General features: G+C 70.1%; 30 protein-coding genes. 15 read left to right on the forward strand and 15 right to left on the reverse strand.

Translation table 11 applies throughout. From position 1 onward, the window contains the following. Nucleotides 1–126: 126 nt before the first annotated feature. Complete coding sequence (locus MARPU_RS00210) at nucleotides 127–1,416, forward strand: O-antigen ligase family protein (protein WP_005222179.1); 1,290 nt, start codon at nucleotides 127–129, stop codon at nucleotides 1,414–1,416. Here MARPU_RS00210 and MARPU_RS00215 read toward each other — a convergent pair. The 8 genes from MARPU_RS00215 to MARPU_RS00250 are packed head-to-tail and all read right to left on the reverse strand — an operon-like array spanning nucleotide 1,400 to nucleotide 8,492. Next, on the reverse strand, nucleotides 1,400–1,888 hold the full coding sequence (locus tag MARPU_RS00215) for a hypothetical protein (RefSeq protein WP_156929203.1): 489 nt from the start codon (nucleotides 1,886–1,888) through the stop codon (nucleotides 1,400–1,402). The genes MARPU_RS00210 and MARPU_RS00215 overlap by 17 nt on opposite strands. Continuing rightward, nucleotides 1,885–2,802 carry a BatD family protein gene (locus MARPU_RS00220; RefSeq protein ID WP_005222176.1) on the reverse strand — a complete coding sequence of 306 codons (918 nt, stop codon included), beginning with the start codon at nucleotides 2,800–2,802 and terminating at the stop codon, nucleotides 1,885–1,887. The genes MARPU_RS00215 and MARPU_RS00220 overlap by 4 nt, the downstream gene beginning before the upstream one ends. Continuing rightward, complete coding sequence (locus MARPU_RS00225) at nucleotides 2,796–4,055, reverse strand: tetratricopeptide repeat protein (protein WP_084015121.1); 1,260 nt, start codon at nucleotides 4,053–4,055, stop codon at nucleotides 2,796–2,798. The genes MARPU_RS00220 and MARPU_RS00225 overlap by 7 nt, the downstream gene beginning before the upstream one ends. Beyond that, nucleotides 4,052–5,092: a vWA domain-containing protein gene (locus MARPU_RS00230; protein ID WP_005222172.1), complete on the reverse strand. Its 1,041-nt coding sequence runs from the start codon at nucleotides 5,090–5,092 to the stop codon at nucleotides 4,052–4,054. Before MARPU_RS00230 ends, MARPU_RS00225 begins: the two co-directional genes overlap by 4 nt. Further along, nucleotides 5,089–6,102, reverse strand: coding sequence for a VWA domain-containing protein (locus tag MARPU_RS00235; protein WP_005222170.1), 1,014 nt, complete (start codon nucleotides 6,100–6,102; stop codon nucleotides 5,089–5,091). The genes MARPU_RS00230 and MARPU_RS00235 overlap by 4 nt, the downstream gene beginning before the upstream one ends. Next, nucleotides 6,095–6,613 carry a DUF4381 domain-containing protein gene (locus tag MARPU_RS00240; RefSeq protein ID WP_005222168.1) on the reverse strand — a complete coding sequence of 173 codons (519 nt, stop codon included), beginning with the start codon at nucleotides 6,611–6,613 and terminating at the stop codon, nucleotides 6,095–6,097. Before MARPU_RS00240 ends, MARPU_RS00235 begins: the two co-directional genes overlap by 8 nt. Further along, nucleotides 6,610–7,524: a DUF58 domain-containing protein gene (locus MARPU_RS00245; RefSeq protein ID WP_005222166.1), complete on the reverse strand. Its 915-nt coding sequence runs from the start codon at nucleotides 7,522–7,524 to the stop codon at nucleotides 6,610–6,612. Before MARPU_RS00245 ends, MARPU_RS00240 begins: the two co-directional genes overlap by 4 nt. A gap of 8 nt (nucleotides 7,525–7,532) precedes the next feature. Beyond that, on the reverse strand, nucleotides 7,533–8,492 hold the full coding sequence (locus MARPU_RS00250) for an AAA family ATPase (protein ID WP_005222164.1): 960 nt from the start codon (nucleotides 8,490–8,492) through the stop codon (nucleotides 7,533–7,535). A 726-nt stretch (nucleotides 8,493–9,218) separates the two neighbouring features. On the opposite strand from MARPU_RS00250, the gene MARPU_RS00255 reads away from it, so the two are divergent. Together MARPU_RS00255 and MARPU_RS00260 are read left to right on the forward strand one after the other, a co-directional pair. Beyond that, nucleotides 9,219–9,623, forward strand: a complete 405-nt coding sequence (locus tag MARPU_RS00255; protein ID WP_005222154.1) for a hypothetical protein — start codon at nucleotides 9,219–9,221, stop codon at nucleotides 9,621–9,623. A 48-nt stretch (nucleotides 9,624–9,671) separates the two neighbouring features. Continuing rightward, on the forward strand, nucleotides 9,672–10,496 hold the full coding sequence (locus tag MARPU_RS00260; protein ID WP_005222152.1) for a glutaminyl-peptide cyclotransferase: 825 nt from the start codon (nucleotides 9,672–9,674) through the stop codon (nucleotides 10,494–10,496). Here the strand turns inward: MARPU_RS00260 and MARPU_RS00265 are convergent. Next, complete coding sequence (locus MARPU_RS00265; RefSeq protein WP_005222151.1) at nucleotides 10,442–11,056, reverse strand: D-sedoheptulose-7-phosphate isomerase; 615 nt, start codon at nucleotides 11,054–11,056, stop codon at nucleotides 10,442–10,444. The two genes, MARPU_RS00260 and MARPU_RS00265, sit on opposite strands and share 55 nt — an antisense overlap. 279 nt (nucleotides 11,057–11,335) lie before the next feature. Here MARPU_RS00265 and MARPU_RS00270 point away from each other — a divergent pair, with 279 nt between their 5' ends. The 3 genes from MARPU_RS00270 to MARPU_RS00280 all read left to right on the forward strand — a co-directional run bounded on the left by MARPU_RS00270 (nucleotide 11,336) and on the right by MARPU_RS00280 (nucleotide 14,294). Then, nucleotides 11,336–12,214 carry an SIR2 family protein gene (locus MARPU_RS00270; RefSeq protein ID WP_005222149.1) on the forward strand — a complete coding sequence of 293 codons (879 nt, stop codon included), beginning with the start codon at nucleotides 11,336–11,338 and terminating at the stop codon, nucleotides 12,212–12,214. A 296-nt stretch (nucleotides 12,215–12,510) separates the two neighbouring features. Then, nucleotides 12,511–12,969, forward strand: a complete 459-nt coding sequence (locus MARPU_RS00275) for a CBS domain-containing protein (RefSeq protein WP_005222147.1) — start codon at nucleotides 12,511–12,513, stop codon at nucleotides 12,967–12,969. Further along, complete coding sequence (locus MARPU_RS00280) at nucleotides 12,966–14,294, forward strand: ArsB/NhaD family transporter (RefSeq protein WP_005222145.1); 1,329 nt, start codon at nucleotides 12,966–12,968, stop codon at nucleotides 14,292–14,294. The genes MARPU_RS00275 and MARPU_RS00280 overlap by 4 nt, the downstream gene beginning before the upstream one ends. On the opposite strand, the gene draG is transcribed toward MARPU_RS00280, so the two are convergent. The 5 genes from draG to MARPU_RS00305 all read right to left on the reverse strand — a co-directional run bounded on the left by draG (nucleotide 14,282) and on the right by MARPU_RS00305 (nucleotide 18,069). After that, nucleotides 14,282–15,235 carry an ADP-ribosyl-[dinitrogen reductase] hydrolase gene (draG, locus tag MARPU_RS00285; protein ID WP_005222144.1) on the reverse strand — a complete coding sequence of 318 codons (954 nt, stop codon included), beginning with the start codon at nucleotides 15,233–15,235 and terminating at the stop codon, nucleotides 14,282–14,284. The genes MARPU_RS00280 and draG overlap by 13 nt on opposite strands. Then, entirely contained in the window at nucleotides 15,210–15,791 is a 582-nt protein-coding gene (locus MARPU_RS00290) for a nitrogen fixation protein NifQ (RefSeq protein ID WP_005222142.1), read from the reverse strand. The genes draG and MARPU_RS00290 overlap by 26 nt, the downstream gene beginning before the upstream one ends. Before the next feature lie 76 nt (nucleotides 15,792–15,867). Next, complete coding sequence (locus tag MARPU_RS00295) at nucleotides 15,868–16,146, reverse strand: 4Fe-4S dicluster domain-containing protein (RefSeq protein ID WP_005222140.1); 279 nt, start codon at nucleotides 16,144–16,146, stop codon at nucleotides 15,868–15,870. A 17-nt stretch (nucleotides 16,147–16,163) separates the two neighbouring features. Beyond that, a complete protein-coding gene (gene nifB / locus MARPU_RS00300; RefSeq protein WP_005222138.1) occupies nucleotides 16,164–17,657 on the reverse strand; it encodes a nitrogenase cofactor biosynthesis protein NifB in 1,494 nt (497 codons plus the stop codon). Between the two features lie 226 nt (nucleotides 17,658–17,883). Continuing rightward, on the reverse strand, nucleotides 17,884–18,069 hold the full coding sequence (locus MARPU_RS00305) for a hypothetical protein (protein ID WP_005222136.1): 186 nt from the start codon (nucleotides 18,067–18,069) through the stop codon (nucleotides 17,884–17,886). A gap of 402 nt (nucleotides 18,070–18,471) precedes the next feature. Here MARPU_RS00305 and typA point away from each other — a divergent pair, with 402 nt between their 5' ends. After that, a complete protein-coding gene (gene typA / locus MARPU_RS00310; protein ID WP_005222133.1) occupies nucleotides 18,472–20,298 on the forward strand; it encodes a translational GTPase TypA in 1,827 nt (608 codons plus the stop codon). A gap of 30 nt (nucleotides 20,299–20,328) precedes the next feature. On the opposite strand, the gene MARPU_RS00315 is transcribed toward typA, so the two are convergent. Beyond that, entirely contained in the window at nucleotides 20,329–20,883 is a 555-nt protein-coding gene (locus tag MARPU_RS00315; protein ID WP_005222131.1) for a DUF2939 domain-containing protein, read from the reverse strand. A 146-nt stretch (nucleotides 20,884–21,029) separates the two neighbouring features. Between MARPU_RS00315 and pip the strand changes: the two genes are divergently transcribed. The 8 genes from pip (at nucleotide 21,030) to tatB (ending at nucleotide 25,833) form a co-directional block, all read left to right on the forward strand. Next, nucleotides 21,030–22,004 carry a prolyl aminopeptidase gene (gene pip, locus MARPU_RS00320; protein WP_005222129.1) on the forward strand — a complete coding sequence of 325 codons (975 nt, stop codon included), beginning with the start codon at nucleotides 21,030–21,032 and terminating at the stop codon, nucleotides 22,002–22,004. Next, on the forward strand, nucleotides 22,001–22,438 hold the full coding sequence (gene dtd, locus MARPU_RS00325; RefSeq protein WP_005222128.1) for a D-aminoacyl-tRNA deacylase: 438 nt from the start codon (nucleotides 22,001–22,003) through the stop codon (nucleotides 22,436–22,438). The genes pip and dtd overlap by 4 nt, the downstream gene beginning before the upstream one ends. Nucleotides 22,439–22,803: 365 nt before the next feature. Beyond that, on the forward strand, nucleotides 22,804–23,409 hold the full coding sequence (hisB, locus tag MARPU_RS00330) for an imidazoleglycerol-phosphate dehydratase HisB (RefSeq protein WP_005222126.1): 606 nt from the start codon (nucleotides 22,804–22,806) through the stop codon (nucleotides 23,407–23,409). A gap of 55 nt (nucleotides 23,410–23,464) precedes the next feature. Then, a complete protein-coding gene (hisA, locus tag MARPU_RS00335) occupies nucleotides 23,465–24,211 on the forward strand; it encodes a 1-(5-phosphoribosyl)-5-[(5-phosphoribosylamino)methylideneamino]imidazole-4-carboxamide isomerase (protein WP_005222124.1) in 747 nt (248 codons plus the stop codon). After that, nucleotides 24,208–24,621 carry a phosphoribosyl-AMP cyclohydrolase gene (gene hisI / locus MARPU_RS00340; RefSeq protein WP_005222122.1) on the forward strand — a complete coding sequence of 138 codons (414 nt, stop codon included), beginning with the start codon at nucleotides 24,208–24,210 and terminating at the stop codon, nucleotides 24,619–24,621. The genes hisA and hisI overlap by 4 nt, the downstream gene beginning before the upstream one ends. 32 nt (nucleotides 24,622–24,653) lie before the next feature. Then, complete coding sequence (locus MARPU_RS00345) at nucleotides 24,654–24,971, forward strand: phosphoribosyl-ATP diphosphatase (protein ID WP_005222120.1); 318 nt, start codon at nucleotides 24,654–24,656, stop codon at nucleotides 24,969–24,971. Nucleotides 24,972–25,249: 278 nt separating this feature from the next. Then, the gene (tatA, locus tag MARPU_RS00355; RefSeq protein WP_005222118.1) at nucleotides 25,250–25,501 is read left to right on the forward strand and encodes a twin-arginine translocase TatA/TatE family subunit; all 252 of its coding nucleotides are present in this window, start codon (nucleotides 25,250–25,252) and stop codon (nucleotides 25,499–25,501) included. A 26-nt stretch (nucleotides 25,502–25,527) separates the two neighbouring features. Further along, a complete protein-coding gene (gene tatB / locus MARPU_RS00360) occupies nucleotides 25,528–25,833 on the forward strand; it encodes a Sec-independent protein translocase protein TatB (protein ID WP_005222116.1) in 306 nt (101 codons plus the stop codon). Nucleotides 25,834–25,900: the final 67 nt, after the last annotated feature.

The raw sequence follows: 25,900 nt of genomic DNA on the forward strand, positions 1-25,900 counted from the left end.
GCGAGTGCTGTTTTCATCATCGGCTCCGAGGTTGGCCGGATTCCTGCTATGCTTGCCCGCCGAGCGCCTGTCGCCGCCCGCCCCCCGCCGGCGGCGCCGATCCCGTCCCTAGCCGGAACCGACGCGATGCCCAATCCGACACCGATCACCACGCGCGCGCTGGCCGAGCGCGCCGGGGTGGCGATGCTCTATCTGCTCGCCGCCAGTGCCTTTCTCTCCACCGCGCTCGCCTCGATTGCGATGGTCGGGCTGGCGTTGGCCTTCGTGCTTGCGCCGCCCGCGCCCCGCGCCCCCTGGCACTGGTCGCCCGCGTCCCTGGCGGTGGTGGCGCTCTGTCTGCTGGTAGTGGCGCGCGCCGCCGTCGCCGCGTTCGATCCGTCGGTGCCACACGGGCTGCTGTGGGAGAGTGCGCTCGACTGGTGCAAGCTGCTGCTGTTCATCCCCTTCGCCCACTTCCTCGCCGCTGAGCGCCCACGCGCCCTGCGCCTGCTCGGGCTGGCCCTCGCCGGGCTCGCCCTGGGGATGCTGTGGCGGCTCGACTGGGGGCTGCTGGCGAGCGACCCGGGCGCCTTCCTCGGCGAGCGCGATCAGTACGGCTTCACCGCCATCGCCACCGGACTCTATACCGGCTCGGCCCTGCTCGGGCTGATGCTGATGCGCGAGCGCCTGCTCGCGCGTGCCGCCCGCCCGATCACCCGTTGGTCGCTGATCCTGGCCTGGGGGCTGTTGCTGGGCCTGTTCGCCCTCGGTTTCCTGCAGAGCCAGTCGCGCGGCAGCTGGGTCGCCTGGCTGCCGGCGCTGCTGCTCGGGTTGGTGCTCGCCGCCCCGACGCGCGCCCGGCTCGATGGTCGGGTGCTGCGCCGCGCGCTGTGGGTCGCCGTGCTCGCCGCGGTGGTGCTGGTGCTGGTCGCCTTCCAGGCCGACGACCTGCTGTGGCGCATGCGCGAGGACCTGGCCTGGATCAGCGGTGCGCGCGAGGGCACCGCCGCCTCCTCGCTTGGCCAGCGCTGGAGCGCCCAGCTGATCGGGCTCTCGCTGTGGCTCGATCAGCCCTGGTTCGGCTGGGGGCCGGGGTTGAGCCAATGGCTGATGGACCTCAGCGGCGACCCCGGGGTGCGCGACGGCGCCGGGGTGGCGCTGCGTCATCTGCACAACACCTATCTCGAGGTGCTGGTGCAGTTCGGCGTCGTCGGCTTGCTCTGCGGTGCCTTGCTCATCCTGGCGCTGTTGACCGCGCTCTGGCGCGGTTGCGCCGATGATCGCCTGCTGCGCGCACTGCTGATCGCGCTCTGGTGCTATCTGCTGCTGTGGGAGCTGACCAACTACCGCATGGTGCGTCACGACTGGCTGATGTACTGGATCCTGCTCGCCGGGCTGAGCCAGGGGCTGGGACGGCGCCTCAGCCGGGCGGGTTGAGCGGCGGCAGCCCGCCGCGCCGCCTCGGGCGAGCCGGGCGGTGTGCGCGTCGTCCGCTGGCGAGTCGGCGCGCCAGCGCGCGCTGCCAGCGGCTGAACACCACCCGCTGGGCGCCGTAGCGCGCCGCCTCCAGTCGCGCCACCAGCCGCGTCAGCGCGGTGTGATCGGCGCCGGGTGCGGTGGCGAGCAGTGCCGCGACCACCTCGGGTCGACCGCGCCGTCCGCCGTCGGGCAGCGCCGGGGCGAGCCGTGCCAGCCAGGTCTCCGGGGTGGTGGCGGTGCGCGCGCGCAGCAGCCCCAGGCGCAACCGCCAGCCGCCGGGCAGGCCGACCCACAATCCCGCCCACAGTGTCTCGCCGAGCCCGAGGAGATGCAGGCGGGCGCGCTCGAGCGCGCCCGCCAAGCGTCCAGCCGGGGCGCGGGTGAGCACCGCCCACCAATAGCCGGTAAGCACCAGCAGCACCGCGCTCACCGCCATCCACGCCGGGTGCCAGTGGATCGCGGGCCGGGGGGCGGCGCGCCGTCCGTCACCTGCAGGGTGCGTAGCGGGGTGCGCGCCAGCTCGCCGCGCTCGCGCGCGATGTCCCACCAGGCCACCCGGATCTCGGGGAGCAGCAGCCGTCCGGCGTGCTGTGCCACCAGGGTATGGGTCTCGACGCGGCTGGCGAGGAGCTGTCGTCCATCGGGCGAGAGACGGGTGTCGACCTGTGCGCGCTCGCGATAGACGCGGATGCCGTCGACCCCGGCGAGCTGGTCAGCGAGCACCGGGAGCTGCTCGCCGCTGGTGCCGGTCGCCGAGAGTTCGAGCCGCAGTCTCAGCGGCTCGCCCGGGGCCACCGGACCCTCGGGTGTCAGGCTGGAGGTGAGGGTCAGTGCGCGCGCCGGTAGCCAGGGCTCGATACCGGGCGCCGGCGGGCGTACCCGCAGCCTGAGCGGGCGCTCGCTGCCGACCTCGAACGCGCCGCCGGCATGGCTGCCGCTGAGCCGCAGGGGGCCGGCGTCGAGCCGCCCCGGGCGCAGCGGCAGCAGGGCGAACACCAGGGTGTTGATGGTGGTGCCGTCGCCCGCGCGTCTGGGCGGTTCGGCGTGGACTCGGCGCAGCAGCACGGTCCCGGGGCGTGGCGGCTCGAGCCCGATCCGGGTCGGTTGTTCATCGCCGCTCAGGCGCAGCCGCAGCAGCACCGGCTGATGGACATAGGGACTCGAGGTCTCGATCGACCAGCTGAACCGGTAGTCGGGGGTACGGCTGGTGGTCGATGGCTGAGTGGGCCAGGCCGGGCGTTGGCCGGCCTGCCAGGGCGGCGGCCAGGGCGGCTGGAACTGGGCGCCGGCCTGAGCGCACCAGAGCAGGGCGAGGGCGGTGAGTGGGACGATCGACCTCACCATGGGCGGATCTCCCGATAGCGCAGCGGTTGTTCGCGCAGCCGGCGCAGCTCCTCGAGCCGGAACTGGTTGCGGATCAGCAGCGCCGGGTCGCCCTGGAGGCGCTCGAGTCGTTGCTCCAGGGTGGCGTCGGGGTCGAGTGGCCCGGGCAGGTCGCCGGTCTCCGCCGAGGGGTCGTCCTCGCCGGGGGCCGTCTCGTCCGGCCCGCTCCCCGGCAGGTCGAGCCCCGGCTGCGCGCCGTCCGGGCCGCGCCGCTGGACCTCGCCCGGTTGTGCGGCGCGCTCGCCGGTCTCGCCCTGCTCGCCCGGGCCTCGGTCGGGCGCCTGCTCGCCCGCGCTGCCGCGGTCTCGCGCGTCCTCGGGGGCCGTGCCCGAGGCGGGTGTCGCCGGACCCTGGTCGCCGCCGTCACCGTCCTCGCGCCCCGCCTCCGGGGACGCGTCGTCCGTGTCACCCTGGTCGGTCTCGGTCTCGGTCTCGGTCTCGGTCTCGGTCTCGGTCTCGGTCTCGGTCTCGTCGTCGCGACCGGTGTGCTCGCGGTCGTCGTCGTCCGCACCGTCGCCGGTTCCGTCGTCCGCTCCAGTCTCGCCGTCGTCCTCCCCGTTGCCCGCCGTCGTCGATTCGGCTCGACCCGCGTCCTCCGATCGATCACCCTGACCAGACTGCTCCGACTGCTCCGACTGCTCCGACTGCTCCGACTGCTCCGACTGCTCCGACTGCTCCGACTGCTCCGACTGCTCCGACTGCTCCGATGCTTCAGACTGTTCCTGCTGTTCCTGCTGTTCCTGCTGTTCCTGCTGTTCCTGCTGTTCCTGCTGTTCCTGGTTCTCGTCCTCGTCCTCCTCCTCCTCTTCCTCCTCCTCGGGTTCGAGCCGGGCGAGCAGGGCGCGGGTGAGGGCGAGGTTGTGCGCGGCGTCGGCGTCCTCGGGGTCGCGCCGCAGCGCCTCGCCGTAGGCGGTGACGGCGCCGGCGTAGTCGCCGAGCTGGAAGCGGGCGTTGCCCTGGTTGTAGTGCGCCGCGCCGCCGTGCCCACCGTTCTCGGCGGCCTCGGTGAAGGCGCGTTCGGCCTCCTGGTAGCGCTCGGCGCGATAGAGTGCGACACCGCGTCGGTAGGGATCGCTGAAGCCCTCGGCGGCGGCGGCGTAGTCGCCGGCGAGATAGTCGCCATAGGCGCGCTGGGCACGGTTCTCGAACCAGTCGGCGGCGCCCGCCGGGGTGCCGAGACCGAGCAGCAGCACGAGTATCGTGCGCCTGCTCAAGACCCACCCCCGGGATGCCGCCAGGGATGGCGGAATTCGGCCAGCACCAGCAGCGCGAGGACGATCAGGGGGATCCAGAAGCGCTCGTTCCAGATCCGCGTGCGTTCGTCACCGGCAGCGGCGGATCGCGCCCGCTCGGCACTGGCATCGAGCAGTGCGCGGGTGTCGGTCTCGCCGTGGACCGCTTCGCGGTAGCGCCCGCCACCGGCCACGGCGAGCGCCTCGAGCCGCTCGGGTTCGAGCGTTGAGCGCACCGGTTGGCGGGTCGGGTCCATGGGGTCGCGCACCCAGCCGCCCTGGGACGCGGGCACCAGGGCGCCCTGCTCGGTGCCGACGCCGAGGACGTGCAGACGGATGCCGCGTGCGGCGAGCGCGCGTACCTGCTCGAGCGGCAGCGGGGTGGCGAAGTCGCCGTCGGAGATCAGCAGGATGGCGCGCGCGCCCTCGGCCGGCAGCGGGTCGAGCAGCTGTGCGGCGCGTTCGAGCGCGGCCTCGAGGTTGCTGCCCTGGAGCTGCGGGCTAGCGAGGTCGGTGGCGAGCACGGGCAGGCGCGAGAGCAGGGTGGCGCTGTCCTCGGTGATCGGGGCGAGCACGTGCGGGACCGAGGCGAAGGCGATCAGCCCGAGACGGTGATGGCGATTGGCGCGGATCAGGTCCTCGAGTTCCTGACGGGCGCGCCCGAGCCGGTCGGGGGCGAGGTCGGTGCAGCGCATTGAGCGCGACACGTCGAGCAGCACCAGCAGGTGATTGCCGGGGTGGAACAGTCGTACCTCCTGATAGCCCCAGCGCGGCCCGGCGAGGGTGAGCATCAGCAGGGCCCAGAGCAGCGCCCAGCGGCGCAGTGGGTGGCCCCGTCGGCCCGGCGTCGGTGGCGTGACCAGCAGGTGCGGCAGCAGATGGGCGTCGGCATAGGCGCGCAACGCCGTCGGCGCGCCTGCCAGCGGCGAGCGGCGGCGTCGCCACCACCACAGCGCCGGGATCGCCAGCAGCCCGAGCAGCCACAGCGGTTCGGCCAGGTGCGGTCCGGCGGCGCTCATGACACCACCCCGCGATCCCGGATCCTCAGCGCGAGCAAGGCCGCCAGCGCGAGCAGCAGCGGCCAGCGGTAGAGCGGCTGGGGCAGGTAGAGGGTGCGTGCCTCGCTCGCGGTCTTCTCGAGTCCGTCGATCTGCGCCGAGATGCGCGCCAGGGCATCGCCGTCGGTGGCGCGGAAATAATCGCCGCCGGTGAGGGCGGCGATCGCGCGCAGCGTCTCCTCGTCCATGGTGAGGTCGTCGCGATAGCGGATCTGTCCCTCCTCGCGGATCGGGATGCGCTGCTGCTGGCTGCCGACGCCAATGACATGGATGCGGATGCCGTACTGCGCGGCCAGTCGCGCCGCCTCGCGCGGGTCGAAGCTGCCGGCGTTGTTGTCGCCGTCGGCGATCAGCAGCAGTACCCGCGAGCCCTCGGGACGCTCGCGCAGCTTGAGTGTGCCGAGTGCGATGGCATCGCCCAGCGCGGTGGCCGAGCCCGCGATCCCGGGGACCAGGCCGGCGAGCTGCTGGCGCACCGCAGTGCGGTCGAGGGTCAGCGGCGCGAGCACGAAGGCCTGGGCGCCGAACAGGATCAACCCCACGCGGTCGCCGCCACGCCCGGCGACGAAACGATCCATCACCGTGCGCACCACCTGCATGCGATCGAGCTGGCGTCCGTCGCCGAGATCGAGCGCGGCCATCGAGTGCGAGGCGTCGACGGCGAGCATCAGGTCGTAGCCCGGGGTGCTGATCTCGGTGTGCGGGGTGAGCCACTGTGGTCGGGTGAGCGCGGCGACCAGCGCCAGCCACAGCAGCAGCCACAGCAGCCGGTCGAGGCGCGCCGCGCCGCCGGTGCCGTCGCCGCCTGCGGCGAAGACCGCGCGCAACCGCTCGGGGTGGGGGTGGCGCAGTCCCGGGGTGGTCGGTCGCGGCGGCGTCGGGTCGGATCCGGTCCGGCGTCGTCGCAGCCGTGGCAGCAGCCAGGGCAGCGGCAGTGCGAGCGCGGCCCAGGGCCAGTGGAACTCAAGCATCGCCGCCCTCCCGGCAGGGTGCGGCCCGGGTCCAGGCCTGGGTTGCTGCGATCAGTGGCGCGAGTGGTGGCATGGGGGGCTGTCCGGGGGGGGCGTAGCGTGCGCCGATCAGCGCCTGGCCGTGCTCGCGCCAGGGAAAGCCCGCCGGGTCGGCGCGTTCGAGCCACTCCAGCCAGGACTGGCCGCAGCGCCCGGCGACGCCGTCGCGCCCGCAGCGGGCGATGGCGATGCGGCGCAGCAGTTCGGAGAACTCGGCGAGCAGTCGGCTCGGGTCCTCGCCGGCGCGCTCGCGACGCGCCAGTGCGTGCAGTCGTCTGCGGGCGTCGACACGCCAGCCGCTGTGGCTGCGTGCGAGCCCGACGATCGCACGACCGAGCGGTGCGCGCTCGCGCCACAGCAGCCAGCCGCCGAGTCCGAGGGCGAACGCGAGCAGCCACCAGCCGGGGGCCGGCGGCCACCAGGAGACGGCGTCGATGTCGTGGATGTCGCGTAGTCCGCCGTGCTCGATCATCGGTGTGCCCTCGACCGAGCGTGGCGTGCCAGCCCGTGGCTCAGTGCCAGATGGATCTCGCTGTCGGTGGCGATCGGGATCAGGATCAGTCCGAGTCGGTGGGCATTGGCGCGCAGTCGCGCGCGTCGCACCTCCCAGGCCGCGCGATAGGCGTTGCGAGCAACGGGGTCGTCGGTGTCGAGCTGATGGCGGCGACCGTCGGGGCCGACGAAGCCGACCCGGCCCATCGCCGGGATCTCGCGATCGGCCGGGTCGTCAAGCGCGAGCAGCACCAGGGTGTGGCGCTGACGCAGCTCGCCGAGCAGGGTCTCGAACCCCGGTCGCTCGCAGTCGAGATCGGCGACCAGGAACAGCAGCGAGCCCGGCGGCAGTCCAGCGGCGGCGCGGCGCAGGGTCTCGGTCACCGGCGTGGTCGGCGATCCGGGGGCGAGCGGTTCGGCGAGCGTGCGCAGCAGTTGCCAGAGCGCACGTCGCCCCCGCGCCGGGCGCAGCATGCGCGGCGCCGGGGTGCCGAACACCAGTCCGCCGACGCGGTCGTGGAGTCGGCTTGCGGCCCAGCCGATCAGTGCTGCGGCGCGTGCCGCCTGTACCGACTTGAAGGTGTTGCGGGTGCCGAACTCGAGGTGCGCGCCACGCTCGACGCAGAGCAGCACGGCGCGCTCGCGCTCCTCGCGGAAGAGCTTGAGGTGCGGGGTGTCGGTGCGCGCGGTGACCTTCCAGTCCATGTAGCGGATGTCGTCGCCGGCGCGGTACTCGCGCACCTCCTCGAAGTGGATGCCGGCGCCCCGGAACACCGAGGCGTAGAGCCCGGCGAAGGGCGAGTTGACCAGGTGGTGCGCGGGCAGGCCCAGGGCGCGGGCCTGGTGACGCAGTTCGAGCAGGTCGTCGAGACGGACGCCGGGCTGCTGCATGGCGGCGCTCAGGGAATGGCGACCAGGGCCAGCAGGCGCTCGATCAGGGTGTCGGTGGTGACCCCCTCGGCCTCGGCCTCGAAGCTGAGCAGGAGGCGGTGACGGAGGATCTCCGGGGCCACCGCCTGGATGTGGTGCGGGGCGACGAAGCGCTCGCCGTCGAGCCAGGCGCGGGCGCGAGCACAGCGGGCCAGGGCGATGCTCGCCCGTGGCGAGGCGCCGAAGCGGCACCAGCGCGCCAGGTCGGGGTGGTAGCGACCGGGGTCGCGGGTGGCCTGTACCAGATCGACGACATAGCCCTCGAGCTTGGGGTCGAGGTGCAGCGCGGCGACCTCGGCGCGGGCGTGCTGCAGCTCGGCCTGACTGAGCAGCTGGTCTGGCGGTGGACTGGGTTCGGTGTGGCGGCGCTGGTCGAGTGAGAGGATGGCAAGCTCCTCGTCGCGACTGGGGTAGTCGACCACCGCCTGCATCAGAAAACGGTCGAGCTGGGCCTCGGGGAGGTGATAGGTGCCCTCCTGCTCGACCGGGTTCTGGGTCGCCAGCACCATGAACAGCCCGGGCAGGGGATAGGTGCGCTGGCCGACGGTGATCTGGCGCTCGGCCATTGCCTCGAGCAGCGCCGACTGCACCTTGGCCGGGGCGCGGTTGATCTCGTCGGCGAGCAGCACGTTGTGAAACAGCGGTCCCTGACGGAACTCGAACTCGCCGCGCTCGTGGCGATAGATGTCGGTGCCGATCAGGTCCGAGGGCAGCAGGTCGGGGGTGAACTGGATGCGGTGGAAGTCGCCCTCGAGCCCCTCGGCGAGCGCCTTGACCGCCGAGGTCTTGGCCAATCCCGGCATGCCCTCGACCAGCAGGTGGCCGTCGCTGAGCAGACAGATCAGCATGCTGTCGACGAAGGCGTGCTGGCCGACGATGCGCGCGCTGACGTGGGCGCGCAAGGGCTCGAGAGGGGCGTTCGCTGTCATCTTGGTGCGCGTCCTGTCCGAATGGCGTGGATGGATCGTCGGGCGTTGCGGTGGGCGCCGACGGGCGGATTCGGGCGAGGGCAGTGGGGACTCTCACTTGAAAATATACGGATCGTGACCGCGAGTTCCAAGCCCGAGTCGGTTTCCGGCATGCCGACGATCCGGCATCAGAACGATGGTAGAGGGCTGCTCACCGATCGATTTGTTCGTGTGCTGTGATCTCGATGGGCCTGCCCGATGGATGCCGTGGGGTGGCACGGAGCTTGGAGTATGGGATGTTTTTGTGGGTTGTTCACATCTGTCAAGCCCCGCTCGCACGATTCCCGGAGGCCTTGGGTTGATGCGGTGGAGAAGATTTTTTGTGTTCTTATAATTTTGATTTTGTTAATTATTTTTTGTTTGCTTGATATGGTGACGATCAGATTTGGGATGAGCTTGGGTGAGAATCGGAGGCGGTTGCGCCAGTTTTGTGCACAAAGTTATCCACAAGCTCGACGAATGCGGAAATGCCCAATCCGGACACGAGGTTGCGAGCGAGTGACGAGAAGACGTACGAAGAGTGACGGCTAACTGAGCATCGATCCCTCGAGGCAGGGCGACGTCCTTGTCTTGGTCGCGCGTGGTCGCCATCTCTCGGATCCATGGCGCCCAGTGAACGGGCGCTCGATAAGACACGATTCGTCAACGATCCCACTCATCTTCCGCCGCTCCCTGCTGGAGACGCCGATGTCTGATCCTCGCCTCGACCAGACCCGCGAACTCATCGCCCTGCTCGGTTCCTGGCAGCTGGGGGCGGGTGAGATCGCCGCCCTGCTGCAACTGCCCGCCGGGGTGCGGTCTCGCCAGCTGGGGCGCGTGGCGCTGTCCGATCACCCCGAGACCGCCCGTCGCGCCGACTATCTGTTGCGCATCGATGCGGCGCTGCACACCAGTTTTCCGCGCAACCCGGAGATGCGTCGCCACTGGGTGCGTCGCGTCAGTCGCCAGTTCGCACGCCGCTCGCCGTTGCAGGTGATGCTCGAGGACGGCGAGCCCGGCTTGATCGCGGTGCTCTCGTCTCTCGACTGTACCTTCGCCTGGGATCTGACCGGCTCGCGCAGCGACTATCAGCGTCTCGGCGACGGCGACTAGCCGGACGGACACCGAGCAGGGCATGCTCTGGGACATGGACGGACGAGCGTGGCGACGCTGACTCAGCGGGCGAGGACCGGGTGGTGGCGGTTGTTGCTCGTCCTGATGGTGACGGGTTGTGATGTCGCTGACTCGGGTGACGGGGGCGCCGTCGTCGCGCTCGACTATCGGGTGGTGGCGCGCTTCGCCCACGACCCCGGGGCCTTCACCCAGGGGCTGGCCTTCGCCGACGGCGCGCTGTTCGAGGGCACCGGCGAGTATGGCGGCTCGTCGCTGCGCCGGGTGGCGCTCGCCAGTGGCCGGGTGCTGCAGCGTCACGACCTGCCCGAGCGCCTCTTCGGCGAGGGCATCACCCCCTGGGAGGATCGGATCGTGCAGCTCACCTGGCGTGCCGGGGTCGGGCTGATCTACGACCGCGCGACCCTCACCCCGGTCGATCGCTTCACCCTCCCCGGCGAGGGCTGGGGCATCACCCATGACGGGCGCGACTGGATCATCAGCGACGGCAGTGCCTCTCTGAGCTTCATGGATCCCGAGCGGCGCGTGATCCGGCGCCGTGTGCTGGTGCGCGAGCGGGGCCGCCCGGTGCGCTGGCTCAACGAGCTGGAGTACACCCCGGCGGGGATCTGGGCCAATGTCTGGCGCAGTGACCGGCTGGTACGGATCGACCCCGTGAGCGGGGCGGTGACCGCGACCCTGGACCTGAGCGCGCTGTGGCCGCGCGCACAACGTCCCCCCGAGGCCGACGTGCTCAACGGCATCGCCTATGCCCCCGAGCAGGACCTGCTCTATGTCACCGGCAAGCGCTGGCCCTGGCTCTATGCCCTGGAGCTGGGGGTGGCGAGCGCCTCGACTGCCTCGCAGAGGAAGTGACCGAGCATCAGGTGCAGCTCCTGCACCCGCGGGGTCTCGGTCGAGGGTACTGCGAGCACCTGATCGACACCGCGTGGGGCGGCCTCGGCGGGCAGCGCGCCGGTGAGCAGCACGCCGTAGAGCCCGCGCTCGGCGGCGACCTCGAGGGCACGCAGCACATTCGGCGAGCGCCCGCTGGTGGTCAGCGCCCAGAGCACGTCGCCGGGCCGGGCGAGCCCGGCGAGCTGACGGGCGAAGATCTCGTCGAAGGAGAAGTCGTTGGCCACCGCAGTAGCGGCGCTGGGGTCGAAGCCGAGTGCGATCGCCGGCAGCGCCGGGCGGGTCTTGTCGGCGAAGGGGCCGATCAGCTCGCCGCTGAGGTGGGTGGCCTCGCCGGCGCTGCCGCCGTTGCCGCAGATGAACAGGGTGCCGCCGGCGGCGATCGCCTCGGCGGTGCGCGAAGCTGCGCGCACGCAGCCCTCGAGCAGCACGTGATCGGCGCGGGTGCGCTCGAGCAGGTCGGCGGTGGCGGCGAGACGCTCGGCGAGCAGGTTGGCGAGGGCGGATGGGGAGGGCGTCATCGGTCGGGCTGTCCAGGGGCTGTCGGGCGATCGAGGCATGCTAGCCGAAACCGGCGCGCGCCAGCCAGCGGCGGCTGTGGGGTTTGCGACGCTTTGTCGGGGTTGGCCCGCTCGATGATGGTCGGAACGCGCTGGATTCGAGCCGCGGTGCTCGGCGGTGATCCGGTCCGAGGTGCGGTACCGGGCACCGATACGGCGTGGCGAACGGCTGGGGCGACACGCTGGCCCTGGATTTGCATTGGCTTCCGTGAGTATCGGATTGCAGCCACGGAGGTCCTGATGTCGAGCCTGTTGGAGTCCATCGTCGATGCGTTGGCGCGGGGCGAGCTGGTGCCCTGCCTGGGACCCGGCGCGCTTGCCGGGGTGGTCGATCGCGAGCGCGGCGAGCCGATCCCGGCCGACAGCGATTCGCTGATCCTCGCGCTCAACGGCGGACGGCCGATGTCGCGGCGGCTGATGTGGGAGTTCTCGCGTGCGGCGATGAGCGTCGAACTCAAGCGCGGGCGCGGCGCGGTACAGCGCTTCCTCGATGCCACCTACGCGGGGCGGGCGTGGACGCAGGCGCCGCTGCACGCCTGGTTGACCGGGACCGGTCCCGGCTATGTCATCGATCTCAATCGCGATCTCCAGCTCCAGCACCTCTATGCCGACCGGCCGCACGTGCTGGTGCGCGGCATCGCCCGGATGGGGGGGACGGACTACCGTTTTCGCATTCATGTGCATGACGGTGTCGGCTATCGCGAGGTCGATCAGGACGCGGTCGATCCGGCGTTGCCGGTGCTGTTCAAGCCGCTCGGCAGCCCCGAGCCGGGATCGACCTATATCGCCTCGGACGCCGACTTCGTCGACTATCTCACCGAGCTGATGGGCGGCTTCGCCATCCCCGCGTTCGTCAAGGCCCGCCGGCGCGGGCTGCGCTATCTGCTGCTGGGGCTCAACCTCGATCGCGACACCGAGCGGATGCTGGTCACCGAGCTGACCCACGGCGCCGGCTCGCCCGCGGGTTGGGCGCTGATCCCCGAGCCCACACCCAGGGCGCGACGCTTCTGTGCACGTCACGGCATCACCATCGTCGAGGCGGGAGTGAGCGAGTTGCTCGAGGGGCTGGCCTATTTCGATGACGAGGCCTGTGCGACGACCGGTGCGCTCGGGTGCTAGACTGATCGCGCGACATCTCGACCCGCATGCGTGATCGCGCGATCCGAGCCGACCCCGACACCTCTTGTCCCGACGCTGTCCATGGCGCGACGGGCGGGTTCGCTCACGACCTGCGACGACGGGCGATGCCGCCACGGCGCTGACACGGGCGTGAGCCCAACCTCGTCCCTGCCTCCGCCGCGCGGTTCGTGCCGCGGCGCCCTGCGACACGGACCCTGCTCCTGGGCCTGCGGGGCGCGTCCAGCCCCGGATCGACGCGCGATCCGGGGTCACCCGAAGCGGAAGGCTGAATCTCCATGAAACTGATCGAACTTGCCGTCCCGACCCTGGTGGTCAGGCCCGGCATGACCCTGCGCGAGGTGTTTCGCGAGTGCGTGCGCTGCAGCGTCGGCGGGCTGCCCTATGCCGATGCCGAGGGGCGGATCTGCGGCCGCGTATCGTTGCGTCATATCGTCAAGCACACCTGCATCCCCGACTTTCTGGTCGGCGCGGCCCACTATCTGGGCGACAACATCGATAACGTCGACCTGCCCGAGGCGCGGCGTCGCGCCATCCTCGCCGAGGAGGCGAGCGGCTATGTGCTCGAGAGCCGGGCGACGATCAGCGCCGGCTCGCCGCTGATCAAGGGGCTGGCGATCATGGAGCGCTACAACAGCTCCTACCTGTTCCTGGTCGACGCCGGCGAGTACCGCGGCGTGGTGACCCGGATGGCGATCGTCGGCTGCATGCTGGCCAGAGACGAGGAGGACGTGTGAACGAGCTTGCGATGGCACCCCAGTTCAGCGGCCAGATGGCGGCCGCGGGGCTGACCATGATCGCCGCCTATGTGCTGATCTTCGGTGAGCTGATCCACCGCACCAGCGCGGCGCTCATCGGCGCGGTGGTGATGATCGGGGTGGGGATGATCGGCGGCTTCTACGGCCAGGCCGAGGCGGTGATGGCGATCGACGCCAACACCCTGTTCCTGCTCGCCGGGATGATGATGCTGGTGGTGCTGCTGCGGCCCACCGGCGGTTTCGACTATCTGGCCATCCGCATCGCCAAGTGGTCGCGCGGCAACCCGCGGCTGCTGCTGGTCTATCTGGCGCTGGCGGTGAGCCTGATCAGCATGTTCCTCGACAATGTCACCACGGTGTTGATCTTCGCGCCGTTAACGGTGCTGATCACCCGCATCCTCTCGCTCAATCCGCTGCCCTTCCTGATGGCCGAGGCGATGCTCTCGAACATCGGCGGTGCGGCGACCCTGGTCGGTGACCCGCCCAATATCATGATCGGCAGCGCCGGCGGCATCGAGTTCACCCGCTTCCTGGTGCACATGGCGCCGCTGGTCGTGGTCTCCTGGGCGGTCACGGTGGTGCTGATCCTGTTGCTGTTTCGGCGCGAGCTGGCGCCGAGCGGCCCGGGGGCGCAGATCGATCTCGACGAGCGGCGCGCGATCAAGCATCCGCTCCGGCTGCGGCGCGGGCTGATCGCGCTGGGGGTGGCGATCGTGCTGTTCTTCGTCCATCACCGGCTGCACCTGTTCCCGGCCTATGTCGCCTTCATCGCGGTGGCGCTGGCGCTGGTGTTGCTGCGCCCCGACCCCGAGTCGCTGTTCGGCAAGCTCGAGTGGTCGGTGCTGGTGTTCTTCGCCGGGCTGTTCGTGATCGTCGGCGGGGTCGAGGCCTCGGGGCTGCTCGACTGGGTCGGCTTTCGGCTGGCGCGGCTGGCGCAGGATCCGCAGACGCTGCTGCTCACCTGTCTGGCGCTGATGTGGGTGGCGGCGCTGCTCAGCGCGGTGGTCGACAACATCCCCTTCACCGTCACCATGATCCCGATCGTACTTGGGCTCGAGCAGCAGGGGGTGAACATCACCCCGCTGTGGTGGGCGCTGGCGATCGGCGTCGGGCTCGGCGGCAACGGCTCGCACATCGGCGCCACCGCCAATGTCATCTGCGTGGCCGAGTCCGAGCGCAGTGGCATCCCCGAGGCGCGCATCACCCCGCTCGGCTGGCTGCGGGTGGGTATCCCGGTGATGCTCGTCGGGCTGGTGGTGGCGAGCGCGGTATTCGTGTTGCTGTTCGATTTCTATCGCGGCTGAGCGCGACCTCGGCACAGCGCCGAGGCACGCACCAGCGCCTGTGCCTGTTCGCGGCAGGCCGTGGCACTGGTGTGCTCGAGTCCGTCGAGCCAGCGCCGAGGGATGGCCTCGGGACCGTGCAAGGCGCCGACGATCATGCCGAGGATGGCGCCGGTGGTGTCGGCGTCGCCGCCACGGTTGACCACGTCGACCAGCGCCGCCTCGAAGCCGTCGGTGGCGAACAGCGCCTGCAGCACCGCGCGCATCGTCTCGACGATGTAGCCGCCGGGGTTCTCGGCGCGGCCGCGATCGTAGGCGAAGCACGGCTCCTCGGCGATCAGTGCCTCGGCCAGTTCGCGCAGATGCTCGCGGGTGGCACCGAGGATGGCGCTCTGCACCATGCGCACCACGGTCAGGGTGGCGGCATCCGAGAGCGGGTTGTGATGGGTGACATGGGCCTGGATCCGACAGGCCGTGGCGACGGCCTCGGCCTCGGCGCCGAGGGTGAAGAGCGCGATCGGCAGGGCGCGCATGCAGGCGCCGTTGCCGGCGTCATAGGTGTTCTCCGGGACCACGGTGGCGCCGGTGCGACGATAGTGCGAGATGCCCCGACGCACGGTATGGCCGATGTCGACCGGCTTGGTGCGCATCCATGCACTGAAGGCCTCGGCGATGGGCGTGGCCGCGACGCTGCCGTGCTCGAGCAGTGCCTGGCCGAGGGCCAGCGACATCGTGGTGTCGTCGGTGACCTGACCGCGGCGCAGCCTGAGCCAGCCGCCACCGATCAGGTCGCGGTGGGTGCCGTGGCGTGTGCGGATCTCGGTCGGGGTCATGAACTCCACGGTGGCACCCAGGGCGTCGCCGATGGCCAGTCCCAGATAGGCGCCGAGCGCGCGGGCATGGAGGGTGTTGGCGGTGGTCTCGCCGGCGGCGAGATCAGTCCTCAGGTCCAAAACAAACATGGTAGTCGGCGCACTCCTCGCATGATGGTGCCCGGCACAGATAGACGCCCTCGCGTTCGCACAATTGCTTGTAGAGAAAGCGCTTCCATTTCATGTCGCCGGCGTTGGTCATGGCCAGACGCGGGAAGTTGCGACGCATCAGCGCGGTCAGCGCGCGGCGGTTCCACAGGCCGAGGTCCTGCCACAGATGATCGGTGGCCATGCAGCCGGCGGCAACCACCTCGGCCATCCACAGCTCCGAATGAGTGTGTCCGGCGCGCTGACTGCCGAGCAGTGCGACTAACTCCGTGCGCTCGTCCTCGCGCGCGGGATTGGGCGCCGCCCCGTCGAGGCTGGAGAGCACCTCGGGCGAGACTCCGGGGAAGTGATAGCCCATCAGCGCATTGAACGCCTCGGGCGCGAGCCCGAGCCAGGGGGGCAGGGCGCCGAGACCGCTGGCGCGGCTGGCGATCATGCAGGCGAAGGCATGGTCGTTGCCCGCGCCGACCGCCCGGGTCATCAACCGGACGAAGATCCGTTGGATCTCGCGGGTGCGTTCGGGGCAGGGCGTGGCCATGGTCTCGCCTCCATCGGTCTCCTGGTGATGGTGCCGGGCCCGCGGGCGTCCCTGATATCGGACCCGGTGGTTGGGGTCAGCGGGCCTGGATGCGTGCGCGTGTCTGCTCGAGCAGGCCCGGCGGGATGCCGGTGAGCGAGCCCGGGGGATTGAGCGCGCTGCCGCCGGCATCGACGATCGCGCCCTCGATGGGGCAGATGCTCGCGCACTGTGGGTCGGCGTATTCGCCCGCGCACTCGCTGCAGGCGGCTGGATCGATACGGAAGTGCGGGATGGCGGGCTCGATCGCGGCGCTCGGACAGAGCGGCTCGCAGGCCCAGCAGTTGACGCATCCGGCGGTGATCTTCAGGGCCATCTCGGGGATCTCCGTGGCTAGGCGCTCAGGGCGGCGCACTGGGGTTGATCGACGTTCAGGACACCCTGCTCGGCGAGTTCGCGATGGGCCGCGCGCAGTGCCTGCTCGATCGGCAGCATCGCCAGCTCGCCGTTGGGGCGGATGCCCGCCGTCTCGAGCCGCTCCCAGGGAGCGAGCCCGATGCGCGAGCACAGCACCATGGCGCAGTCGGCGAGCGCGGCCAGTGCCGGGGCCAGGGCGTCGTCGTCCTCGTCGCAGTGCTCGGCGCCGTTGCAGTAGCGCGCGAGTGGGCGTTCGTCGAGCAGCCGTTCGCCCTGTTCGTCGACCTCGTAGACGAGGAAGCGCTCGGCATGACCGAAGTGCTGATCGACCAGTCGAGCGTCGCTGCTGGCCACCGCGATGCGTGCCGCGTGGGTGACGGGGCGGGGGCGGGTGGTGCTCAGCGTGGACAGCGGCACCAGCGCCGGGGCGACGCCCTGGCGCCGCTGCTCGATCGCCTCGCGCGCGGCGGTGCGTCGCGCCAGTGCGGCGGCGTCGTCGATCTCCATGGTCGCGATGCGCTCGAGCGTGAACTCGGCGCTGCGGTCCTCACCAAGCATGCCGACGGCGTCGGCGCGACACTGCTTGCAGTGACGCATGATCGCCATGTCGCCGGCGCACTCGGTCTGCAGCGCGCGCAGCTCGCTGGCGCGCGGTGCGCGCTGGCCCATCAGGCCGTAGAAGGTGCCGTGCTCGGGCTCGGCGATCAGCGGCATCAGGTTGTGGAGGAAGGCTCCCTTGGCCTTGACCGCGCGGCTGACCTCGGTGATGTGCTGGTCGTTGACCCCGGGGATCAGCACCGAGTTGACCTTGACCAGCATGCCGCGCTCGACCAGCCGCTCGAGCCCGAGCTGCTGCTGCTCGATGAGGATCTCGGCGCCCTTGCGACCGCGCACGCGGCGGTTGTTCCAGAACACCCAGGGGTAGATCTCGGCGCCGATGTCGGGGTCGAGACAGTTGATGGTGATGGTGACGTGCTCGATGTTGTAGCGACACAGGGTGTCGACCGCCTCGGGCAGCGCCAGGCCGTTGGTCGAGACACACAGCCTGAGGTCCGGGGTGCGCTCGGCGATCAGCCGGAAGGTTGCGAAGGTGCGCTCGGGGTTGGCCAGCGGATCGCCCGGACCGGCGATGCCGACCACCGAGAGCTGGGGGATGTGGGCGGCCACCGCCGCCACCTTGTCCGCCGCCTGCTGCGGTTCGAGCAGCTCGGAGACCACGCCGGGCCGTGACTCGTTGGCACAGTCGTACTTGCGGTTGCAGTAGTGGCACTGGATGTTGCAGGCCGGCGCCACCGCCACGTGCATCCGTGCGTAGTGCTGATGGGCATCCTCCGAGAAACAGGGATGGTTACGCACCCGCTCGCGGGTCGCGGCGGGGAGCCGGTCGAGCGCGCTCCCGCCACCGCAGCCCCCCGCAGCGCAACCCGAGGTGGGGGTCTTTCGATCGTGACCCGCTTGCTTCGACTCCATCGTCTGGCCTCCACGACTGACGGGGCGTCGGGCCCCGCGGATTCAATGGTTCTGTCGTGCATGAGCAAGCAGCGTGCCTGACTGAAGAGGGTGCGGTAACCGGTTGTTTTTGCGTGTGGCGAATGGCTGGGGGCGTGACCCTTGTGGGGATCGCAACAGGCCGTGTCGGCGGGCTTTGTGACAATCGGTACAGTGCGTGGTGGTGTTTCCCGGCGCCGCCGGGCGGTCAGTCACGCAGGTCGGGGGTGTTGCCGAGGCCGCGATAGATCTCCGGGCGGGCGCCGCTCGCGGGCGTCATGTTCACGCCCTCGAACAGATCGGCGTTGCCGTCGGCCCGCGCCCGGTAGGTATCGAGGCTGCCGACGCGGCTGGCGTGCCCCGCCATCGGCTCGAGATGGGCATGGTTGGACATCCGGCCCGCGCGCTGGTGGGTGCACAGGGTGGCGGCGATGGTGGTGATGATCGGGGCCGACAGGTTTTTTTTCGTCGCCCCTGCTGGGCCCTGGCCCGTACGGTGTATACTTATGAATTCCCAACCCTGGCACGCCTGGTGATCACCCGTTCCATCGTCGAGCCGCTGACCGACAGCTTTGCCGGTTGCGCGCGTCCGGGTGCCTGTCGACCAACTCCTTGGTCGCGACCACGGGTCAAGAAGACCATCCCGCGCGTCCATATTCGACGAGATCGGACCCGTTCGGGCGCATCCCTCGCCGTGATGCCCCTGGCGCGGGCCGTGTGGAGTCCGCCCCATAATCCCCGGGCCCAGTGAACACCCAAAGAGGCGCGCGACGCCTCGTCAACGAGTGATAAGGCATTGTCAAGCAAGCAAATCGAGAAACTCCGCAATATCGCCATCATCGCCCATGTCGACCACGGCAAGACCACCCTGGTCGATCAGCTGCTGCAGCAGTCGGGCACGCTCGGCGAGCGCTTCGGGCCGGTGGAGCGGGTGATGGACTCCAACGCGCTGGAGAAGGAGCGCGGCATCACCATCCTCTCCAAGAACACCGCGATCCGCTGGAACGACTATCGCATCAACATCGTCGACACCCCCGGGCACGCCGACTTCGGCGGTGAGGTCGAGCGTGTGCTGTCGATGGTCGACTCGGTGCTGCTGCTCGTCGATGCCCGCGAGGGACCGATGCCGCAGACCCGCTTCGTCACCAGCAAGGCCTTCGCCCACGGTCTGCGTCCGATCGTGGTGGTCAACAAGATCGATCGTCCGGGCGCGCGTCCGGACTGGGTCATCGACCAGGTCTTCGATCTCTTCGACCGTCTCGGCGCAACCGATGAGCAGCTCGATTTCCCCATCGTCTATGCCTCGGCGCTCAATGGCTATGCCGGACTCGAGGACGATGTGCGCGACGGCGACATGAGCCCGCTGTTCCAGGCCATCGTCGAGCACTGCCCGGCCCCCGAGGTCAAGCCCGAGGCGCCCTTCCAGATGCAGGTCTCGACCCTCGACTACAACGCCTTCGTCGGCGCCATTGCGGTCGGGCGCATTCGCCAGGGCAGCGTGCGCCCCAATCAGCAGGTGACCGTGGTCAAGCGCGACGGCACCCGGCAGAAGGTCAAGATCGGTCTGGTCTACGGCTATCTCGGGCTCGACCGTCACGAGGTCGACTCGGCCAGCGCCGGCGACATCGTCGCGCTCACCGGGATCGAGGCGCCGAACGTCTCCGATACCCTCTGCGATCCCGATCATGTCGAGCCGATGACGCCGCTGACCGTCGACGAGCCGACCGTGACCATGACCTTCCAGGTCAACACCTCGCCCTTCGCCGGGCGCGAGGGCAAGTACCTGACCTCGCGCCAGCTCAAGGACCGGCTCCAGCGCGAGCTGATCCACAATGTCGCGCTGCGTGTCGAGGAAGGCAACGATCCGGAGAAGTTCCGCGTCTCCGGGCGTGGCGAGCTGCATCTCTCGATCCTGCTCGAGAACATGCGCCGCGAGGGCTACGAGCTGGCCGTCTCGCGCCCCGAGGTCATCTTCCGCGAGATCGACGGCGAGATCTGCGAGCCCTACGAGCAGCTCACCGTCGACGTCGACGAGGAGTGCCAGGGCGCGATCATGCAGGCGCTCGGCGAGCGTCGCGCCGAACTCAAGGACATGGTGCCGGACGGCAAGGGGCGGGTGCGGCTCGACTACGAGATCCCCTCGCGCGGCCTGATCGGTTTCCAGACCGAGTTCATGTCGCTGACCTCGGGCACCGGCCTCAAGTATCACGTCTTCGAGCGCTACCGTCCGGCCACCACCGGCGGCATCGCCGAGCGGCGCAACGGCGCCCTGATCTCCAACGCCACCGGCAAGGCGCTCGGCTACGCGCTGTTCAACCTCCAGGAGCGGGGTCGGATGCTGGTCTCGCCGGGCGACGAGATCTACGAGGGCCAGGTGGTCGGCATCCACTCGCGCGACAACGACCTCACCGTCAACCCGCTCAAGGCCAAGCAGCTGACCAACATCCGCGCCGCCGGTTCGGACGAGAACATCCTGCTGACCCCGCCGGTGAAGTTCACCCTGGAGCAGGCGCTGGAGTTCATCGAGGACGACGAGCTGGTCGAGATCACCCCCGACGCCATCCGCGTGCGCAAGCGTCACCTCACCGAGCAGGACCGCAAGCGCGCCAGCCGCGGTCTCTGATCGGTTCGGGCGCGGGGCGGCTGGGCGGGCTCAGTCCCGTGGCAACACGATGTTGACCAGCCGCCAGCGCAGTCCGTCGCGCTCGAGCACGCAGCGGAGTTCACGCCCGTCTTCGGTCGGCACCCAGACCGAGAAGGTGTCGAGGTCGTCGTAGACATAGCGGGCGTCGGCGAAGGGGCGGCGCTCGCCGCCGCCGTCGTCGGGCGCGTCCGCCTCTTCGACCGGGGCCGTCGGCAGCTCCGCGCCCGGCTCCGGGGTCTCGCCGGCCATGATCCTGGCCAGCCCCGCCGGGGTGACGAAAGTGTCCACCACCTTGTCGATCAGTTGCGTGGCCAGACCCACCAGCGCCAGCGCGAGCGGGTTGGACGTCTCGCCGTCGTCCTGGGCCTCTTCGAGCAGACGGACGTTGAGCTGGTCCTTGAGCCCGGCGCGTAGCCGTGGGAAGTCGACGTGCTGTTCGAGCATGACCGGGTCGCGCTCGACGAGACCGGTGCGGATCTGCGCCACGGTCAGGTAAGGGCCGGCGGCGACATAGCCGAGCCCGAGCAGCAGGGCGACGGCAAGTAGCAGGGGGAGGAGCTTCATCACGGACGTCCTTGGTGTACGGCGGTCTGCCGCGCCCCAAGGCTAGCATGGCGTCCGTCGGCGCGGCGGGTGCGTGATCGACGGTGGTTGCGTACCATCGGGGAGTCCTGGCCTCGTGCCGAGTCCACCGCAACCCCGAGCGACCCATGCAGAGCACAGCGCAATTCCTCCACCCCATCACCGACCCCTTCGCTGTCCACCGGTTGGACGTGGGCGACGGGCATCAGCTCTATGTCGAGGAGTGCGGGCGGCGCGACGGTGTACCCGCCGTTTTCCTCCACGGCGGTCCCGGTGCCGGTTGCGAGCCGGCACACCGCGGTTTCTTCGACCCCGGGCGCTATCGCGCGGTGCTGTTCGACCAGCGGGGTTGCGGGCGCTCGCGCCCGCACGCCGAGCTTGGCGCCAACACTACCTGGGACCTGGTCGAGGATATCGAGCGCATTCGCGAGCACCTCGGCATCGAGCGCTGGCTGGTGTTCGGCGGCTCCTGGGGCTCGACCCTGGCGCTGGCCTATGCCGAGACCCATCCCGAGCGGGTCGCGGCACTGGTGGTGCGCGGCATCTTTCTCTGTCGCGACGCCGAGATCCAGTGGTTCTACCAGGAGGGCGCGAACTGGGTCTTCCCCGATCACTGGGCGGGCTTCCTCGATCCGATCCCCGAGACCGAGCGTGGTGATCTGTTGCACGCCTATCACCGCCGTCTCACCGGCGAGGACGAGGTCGCGCGCATGGCCGCGGCCAAGGCCTGGTCGATCTGGGAGGGACGCTGTTCGACCCTGCATCCCAACCGCACCGTCAGCGATCACTTCGCCGATCCCCACCTGGCGCTGAGTCTGGCGCGGATCGAGTGTCACTACTTCGTCAATCACGCCTTTCTCGCCCCCGAACAGTTGTTGCGCGACGCCGGACGGCTGGCCGAGATCCCCGGGGTGATCGTGCAGGGGCGCTACGATCTCATCTGTCCGATGCGCTCGGCCTGGGAGCTGCATCAGGTCTGGCCCGGGGCGCGCTTCGAGGTGGTGCCCGATGCCGGTCACTCGGCCTTCGAGCCGGGGATCCAGCGCGCCCTGGTGGCCGCCACCGATCGCTTCGCCGTCGAACTCGGCGGGGGGGCGGCGTGATCGGGTTGCTGCAACGGGTGAGCCGGGCGCGGGTGACGGTCGGCGACGAGGTGGTCGGCGCCATCGATCGCGGTCTGCTGGTGCTGGTCGGGGTACAGCGTGGCGACACCGAGGCGCGTGCCGAGCGGTTGCTCGAACGTCTGCTCGGCTATCGCGTCTTTCCCGACGCCGAGGAGCGGATGAACCTCAGCCTGCGCGACATCGACGGCGGGCTGCTGCTGGTGCCCCAGTTCACCCTCGCCGCCGACACCCGCAAGGGCACCCGCCCCGGCTTCAGCAGCGCCGCGCCCCCCGAGGAGGGCCGACGCCTGTTCGAGCTGCTGCTCGAGCGCGCCCGCGCCGCGCACCCCGCCGTGCAGTGCGGGCGCTTCGGCGCCGACATGCAGGTCGAGCTGGTCAACGACGGTCCGGTGACCTTCTGGCTGGAGACATGAGACGAGCGGTTTTCCAGCCGTCACGAGCCGCCAGCCGCCAGCCGCCAGCCGCCAGCCGCCAGCCGCCGCCAGGATTGGACCGCAAAGCCGCGAAGCACGCAAAGTGAGTGATGTGTGATGTCGGCGTGAGGCTACAGGCGGCGCGGGCCCGCTCCCACTGGTGGCTGATCGCTGGCCGCTGGTGGCTTATTCCCCTTTGCGCCCTTCGCGCCTTCGCGGTTCAATCCCCTGGTCGCTGGTCGCTGGTCGCTGGTCGCTGGTCGCTGGTCGCTGGTCGCTGGTCGCTGGTCGCAGCCACGAACCCGGCGCAGGCTGTTATCCTAGTGAATTGATCCGTATACCAGGCGTCACCGAGCGATCATCCCATGTCTGCTGAGACCACACACCGCCGCGCGCAGGTCGCGCGCGATACCCTGGAGACCCAGATCCGCGTCACGCTCGATCTCGACGGGACTGGCCAGGGCAGTTTCCGCACCGGCGTCCCCTTCCTCGAGCACATGCTCGACCAGATCGCGCGTCACGGTCTGATCGACCTGCAGGTCGAGGCCGAGGGCGATCTCCATATCGACGCGCATCACACCGTCGAGGACATCGGCATCACCTTCGGTCAGGCGCTGGCCCAGGCGCTCGGCGACAAGCGCGGCATCCGCCGCTACGGTCATGCCTATGTGCCGCTCGACGAGGCGCTGTCGCGGGTGGTGGTGGACCTCTCGGGACGCCCCGGGCTGACCTATGCCGTGCCCTTCACCCGCGCCCAGGTCGGCGCTTTCGAGGTCGATCTGTTCCAGGAGTTCTTCCAGGGGCTGGTCAACCACGCCGCGCTGACCCTGCACATCGACAACCTGCGCGGCACCAACGCCCACCACCAGGCCGAGACCATGTTCAAGGCCTTCGGGCGGGCGCTGCGCATGGCCGTCGAGCCCGATCCGCGCATGGCCGGGATCACCCCCTCGACCAAGGGCGCGCTGTGAGCGCGCCCGCGCCCCGATCACCGTTTTCCGAACCCCAGCAAGAGACCCAATCCCCGTGTTGCTGATCCCCGCAATCGATCTCAAGGACGGCCGCTGCGTGCGGCTGCGTCAAGGCCGGATGGACGACGAGACCGTGTTCTCCGACGACCCGGTCGAGGTCGCCGCCCGCTGGGTGGAGGCCGGCACCCGTCGCCTGCACCTGGTCGACCTCAATGGCGCCTTCGCCGGCGAGCCGGTCAACGGCGAGGCCATCCGCGCGATCGCCGCGCGCTACCCCGAGCTGTCGATCCAGGTCGGCGGCGGTATCCGCGACGAGCGCACCATCGCCGCCTATCTCGACGCCGGGGTGAGCTACTGCATCATCGGCACCCAGGCGGTGAAGGAGCCCGAGTTCGTCGCCCGCGCCTGTCGCGCCTTCCCCGGTCACGTGATGGTCGGGCTCGACGCCAAGGATGGTCAGGTGGCGATCAACGGCTGGGCCGAGGTCACCGAGCACCGTGTCGAGGACCTGGCGCGCCGCTTCGAGGACGACGGCGTCTCGGCGATCGTCTACACCGACATCGGTCGCGACGGCATGCTCAGCGGTCCCAACGTCGAGGCCACCCGCGCCCTGGCCGAGGCGATCCGTATCCCGGTGATCGCCTCCGGCGGCATCACCACGCTCGATGACGTGCGGGTGCTGGCCGAGGCCGCCGCCAGTGGCATCAGCGGTGCGATCACCGGGCGGGCGATCTACGAGGGCACCCTCGACTTCGCCGCCGGTCAGCAGCTGGCCGACGCGCTGGAGGCGCAGCGGGCATGAGCGACCCAGCGACGCGCGCCGACGACTGGCTCGATGCCGTCTCCTGGGACGACAACGGTCTGGTGGCGGCGATCGCCCAGGAGCGTGGTACCGGCAAGGTGCTGATGATGGCCTGGATGAACCGCGAGGCGCTGCGCCTGACCCGCGAGAGCGGGCATGCGGTCTACTGGTCGCGCTCGCGCCAGCGGCTGTGGCACAAGGGCGAGTCCTCGGGCCATCAGCAGGTGGTGCGCGACATCCGTCTCGACTGCGACGGTGACGTGGTGCTGCTCGAGGTCGAGCAGCGTGGCGGCATCGCCTGTCACACCGGGCGTCACAGCTGCTTCTATCGCGCGCTCGACGAGAGCGCCGCCTGGCGTGCGGTCGAGCCGGTGCTCAAGGACCCCGACGCCATCTATTCCAAGGGCTGATCCCAACACTTGCAGAAGGTTTGTCACGCTCCATGAACGATGTACTCGATCGCCTGTCCGAGGTCCTCGAAGCGCGCAAGGCCGCCGACCCCGACAGCTCCTATGTGGCCAAGCTCCATGCCAAGGGGCTCGACGCCATTCTCAAGAAGGTCGGCGAGGAGGCCACCGAGACGGTGATGGCGGCCAAGGACGGGGTGCCCGAGAAGGTCGTCTACGAGGTTGCCGATCTGTGGTTCCACACCCTGGTGCTGCTCTCGCATCAGGGGCTGGGACCGAACCAGGTGCTCGCCGAGCTCGAGCGCCGTTTCGGTCTCTCGGGGCTCGAGGAGAAGGCCGCACGCAAGGGCTGAGCCGCTGCGCCGGGGGCTGCCGGGGCCGCAGCGATTGCGGTATGATTGCGCGTTGCCGGCGACCCTGGGTGTCCCGAGCGCGCGCTCGGCGCGGCCTGTCCGGCAGTCACCGGCCCCGTTCTTTCCGGGGGGCGGTAAAGGCGGCGGTCGAACGACTCCTCCGCACACGCGTCGCACCCGGGGCACGAATTCCCGATGCGCGCCGACCACCCGCTGGTCGGGCGCGTTTCCACTGAGGCTAGAGTCGACCGCCGCACAGGGGTGGTCCGGAGGAAAAGATGGGCGCAGGCGGTATCAGTATCTGGCAGCTTCTGATCATCCTGGTGATCGTGCTGCTGCTGTTCGGCACCAAACGGCTGAAGAACCTCGGCTCCGATCTCGGCACCGCGATCAAGGGCTTCCGCAGCGCGATGTCCGATGCCGACAAGGATCGGGACAACGATGCCGCGCCCGAGCAGCTGAGCGAGGCCGAGCGCACCGACGCCAAGGCCACCAACGCCTCGGCAGAGAGCCACAAGCGTCAGCCCTGAGCTGAGCGCCGGATCGGGGAGACCTGATGGTCGACTGGGGATTCTGGGAGTTCATCCTGATCGCGGTGGTCGCGCTGGTCGTGATCGGCCCGGAGCGACTGCCACGGGTGGCGCGCATGGCCGGGATGTGGGTCGGCAAGGCGCGCCGCACCCTGGCCTCGGTCAAGCACGAGATCGACCGCGAGCTGCATACCGAGGAACTCAATCGCGTGCTCGACGAGCAGCACCGCTCGCGCTCGCTCGAGACCATTCTCGAGGAGTCCGAGCCTCCCGCCGCGGCTCCCGACGCCCGGGACGGGGCGAGCGCCGCGCGGACCCCGCCGCGCGGCTAACCCCTGTCATCCACCCGAGATCCGCCGCCACCCGGGGCCCTGGCCCCTCGCCCGGATAGAGTCCAGT

Origin of the sequence: Marichromatium purpuratum 984 (genome assembly GCF_000224005.2) — a bacterium.
GTDB lineage: Bacteria > Pseudomonadota > Gammaproteobacteria > Chromatiales > Chromatiaceae > Marichromatium > Marichromatium purpuratum.